This window comes from Robiginitalea sp. (genome assembly GCF_049588695.1).
Lineage (GTDB): Bacteria > Bacteroidota > Bacteroidia > Flavobacteriales > Flavobacteriaceae > Robiginitalea.
Window position 1 is genome coordinate 1 of the sequence record NZ_JBAVZJ010000114.1, and the last position, 3,123, is coordinate 3,123.

The following is a 3,123-nucleotide window of genomic DNA, read 5'->3' on the forward strand; positions in this document are numbered from 1 at the left end:
GGGCGATACTGTCATTGACCTGGGATCCGGAGCGGGTAACGATTGTTTTGTAGCCCGGCATGAAACGGGGGCGGAAGGCAAGGTGATCGGGATTGATTTTACCCCCGTTATGATTGAAAAGGCCCGCCTGAACGCCGAAAAAATGGGGTATAACAACGTCGAATTCAGGGAAGGGGATATCGATGCCATGCCCGTGAACGACGATGTGGCGGATGTTATTGTCAGCAATTGTGTACTTAACCTGGTGCCCAACAAGAAAAAGGTTATCGCGGAAATCTACAGGGTTTTAAAACCCGGGGGGCACTTTAGTATTTCCGATATTGTTTTGGTCGGGGATTTACCGGAAGCTTTAAAGGAGGATGCCGAAATGTACGCAGGCTGCGTAGCAGGGGCTATTCAAAAATCTGAATACCTCAGCCTGATGGAAGAAAAGGGCTTCTCAAACCTGAAAATTCAAAAGGAAAAGCCTATCGCTATTCCCGATGATATACTTGAGAAATATCTTTCGGCCGAGGAAGTAAAAGCTTTTAATACAGGGGGGACCGGTATTTTCAGTATAACTGTATTTGCTCAAAAACCAGGGTCTAAAACCAAAAAGGTCCTGGCCAGTCTCTCTGACGTCCAGGAGGCATCGGATTGCGATCCCAAAAGCGGTTGTTGTTAATCCGGCGCGCGCGAAGGGAAAACTCTGATTAGAAAACTCTGGATTTCTTATCGTTTCGCCTGTTTTCTATTCGGTGCCGTTTTTCGATATTTGATACCATGTGTTTCAGTCCGGACTGAGCAAGACAGTCCGGATTCTTAAAACTCCAATTCCATGAAAAAGAGATTGCTTTTGATCGGGGCCCTGTTGCTCTTTTCCAGCCATGACATGTACCTGAAGCTGGACTCCTATTTTCTGGAGCCCAATACCCGGGCAGCCATACAACTCTTTAACGGTACGTTTGAAAAAAGCGAAAATATCATTACCCGCGACCGGATGCTAGATGTAAGCCTGGTCGGGAATGGAGAGCGTATGGCTGTAGATGATTCCCAATGGAGTGAAAAAGATAGTATTACGATTCTGAACTTCACTACCGGGGGCGCAGGAACCTGGGTGGCCGGGGTTTCTACAGGCCCGCGAAATATAGAAATGAGCGGTGCCGATTTCAATAGTTACCTGGAGCACGATGGTGTTTTGGATATGCTGGAATGGAGACGGGAGAACCAGGCCATGGATCAGCCCGCCGTGGAGAAGTATTCCAAACACGTCAAGACGATTTTTCAGGTAGGGGATAAAACATCAGACGACTGGAGTACGGTTTTGGGGTATCCCATCGAATTCGTACCCATGGAGAATCCGTATGACCTGCATCCGGGACATACCCTTTCAGTCCGCTTGCTGTTCCAGGGGGAGCCCCTGGCCGATCAGCTGGTCTATGTCGGTTTGGATGCGGATGGTTCTGAGAGTACTTCCGATCATAGCCATGCAGACGGAGGGGAACATGAACATGAGCATACAGACTCCTCCGCCGATGACCACACCCATACCGGGGGAACCCAACTGCGTACGGATGCAGAGGGTATTGCAAAGGTATTTCTACCGGCTAAAGGCATATGGTATCTGCGCACGATTCACATGGTTCCTTCCGAAGAAGCAAGCCTTACCCATGAATCGAACTGGGCAACCCTGTCTTTTGAGATAGGAGAGGGGCACAGCAATGCACACAGCGATTCCGGGGAGACTGCCGCCGGGGAAACTGTTGCCACGGAATCCGGGGATTCAGAAGATATGCCCGGCAATGGTCGTACCTCGTTTATCTATGGGGTACTTACGGCTCTGGCTATTTTGGGTATTGGGTATTTTGTCGTCAGGCAACGCAACCGCGGGAGATAGGGGGCCACTCCGTACTTCATTCAGGAATTTTACCTAAGTATGTACAGGAGGTTAATGTTAACCGGGAATGCTCCTAAGGGTCTTCCGAAGGCGCGGGTTCAGGGGCCTCTTCCGCACCGGAATCTTCGTCCGCAGATTTTTTAGGTAAGCAGAAAATACTTTTGACATCTGACACCCATTCGTCGTGGATTATTATCAGGCTGATCTCTTCGAGGGTCTCCAGAATACCTATGGCGATCATAAAATAAAAGAGCCAATAGACGGGCCCGAAAAATAATGCCCATAAAATGAAAGTGGCCTGCAGGATGGCCGAAGCTTTGGCAAGGTAGGTGTGGAAAGCCGTGGCCTTGCCGTATTTTTTGAATGCCATTGCCAATTGAACGAGATAGGGGATAAAGGCAAGGATTATGATCAGGAGGTTTGCACGGATAAATTCGGTTTCAAAAACAAGGAGCCCTGCCAAACCTGCCAGCAGGGTAAGCTGGTCTCCAATGGAATCCAGTTGTGACCCCCTCGCGCTACTGATCTTAAGTTTTCGGGCCAGAAAACCGTCAATGGCGTCGGTGGAATAGCTTATAAGCAGGAATACGGCAAACAATTCCCGCATACCCAGTGCTAAGAAAAAGATCAACACAGGTACTGCCAGGATCCTGTAGAAGGAAAACCAGTCGGCAATGTTGAATTCTTTAAATACGTTTTGCATACCCTCCGGGATTGGAACTATAAATGTAACCCGGACTGACTTTACGGGAAATGACTCAGGTCACGCCCCGAATTACGACTTCTCCTCTTCTAAGGGGCCTGTCAGACCCTGGCTGGAGGATCCGGATACGTTTTTAATATGAACATCCCGTTGTGGAAACGGAATCTTGATATTCTCAGTTTTAAACTGGTTGAAAATTTCAACACATACATCGCTTTTGGCCCTAAGACCTATTTCGAAAGGGACCCAGAAGAGGAGGCGAAAATTGAGCGAACTCTCTCCAAAGCCTGTAAAAAACACAGATGGTTCCGGATCTGTGAGGACGTAATCAAACTTTACCGCACAGTTTTTCAGGACCTTTAAGACCAGATTCGGATCTGTGCCATAGGCTACGCCAATAAGCACTTCAACGCGTTTAATGCTATCGGAAAGTGTCCAGTTGATGAGGTCGTTGGATATGAGGTTGTTGTTGGGCACCACAACCTCAGCCCCGTCATAGGTGGAGATGTTACAGGCGCGGATACCGATTTTTTTAACCTTTCCA

The 3,123-nt window shown here is 48.4% G+C and carries 4 protein-coding genes; 2 read left to right on the forward strand and 2 right to left on the reverse strand.

Annotated elements, in window-relative coordinates; genetic code table 11:
* Both arsM and WBV75_RS02545 read left to right on the forward strand, forming a co-directional pair.
* Positions 1-664 (forward strand): arsenite methyltransferase (gene arsM / locus WBV75_RS02540; RefSeq protein WP_424119089.1); only part of this gene is annotated, 664 nt, incomplete at its 5' end.
* A gap of 153 nt (positions 665-817) precedes the next feature.
* Entirely contained in the window at positions 818-1,876 is a 1,059-nt protein-coding gene (locus WBV75_RS02545) for a DUF4198 domain-containing protein (RefSeq protein WP_424119090.1), read from the forward strand.
* Between the two features lie 73 nt (positions 1,877-1,949).
* Here WBV75_RS02545 and WBV75_RS02550 read toward each other — a convergent pair whose 3' ends face one another.
* Positions 1,950-2,579 (reverse strand): CDP-alcohol phosphatidyltransferase family protein, encoded by a 630-nt coding sequence (locus tag WBV75_RS02550; protein ID WP_424119091.1) that lies wholly within the window; start codon positions 2,577-2,579, stop codon positions 1,950-1,952.
* 72 nt (positions 2,580-2,651) lie between these two features.
* Positions 2,652-3,123 (reverse strand): mechanosensitive ion channel family protein (locus WBV75_RS02555; RefSeq protein WP_424119092.1); only part of this gene is annotated, 472 nt, incomplete at its 5' end.

Coding starts and splice junctions, on each gene's coding strand:
- WBV75_RS02545 (WP_424119090.1), top strand. CDS start 818: ATGAAAAAGAGATTGCTTTTGATCGGGGCCCTGTTGCTCTTTTCCAGC.
- WBV75_RS02550 (WP_424119091.1), bottom strand. CDS start 2,579: ATGCAAAACGTATTTAAAGAATTCAACATTGCCGACTGGTTTTCCTTC.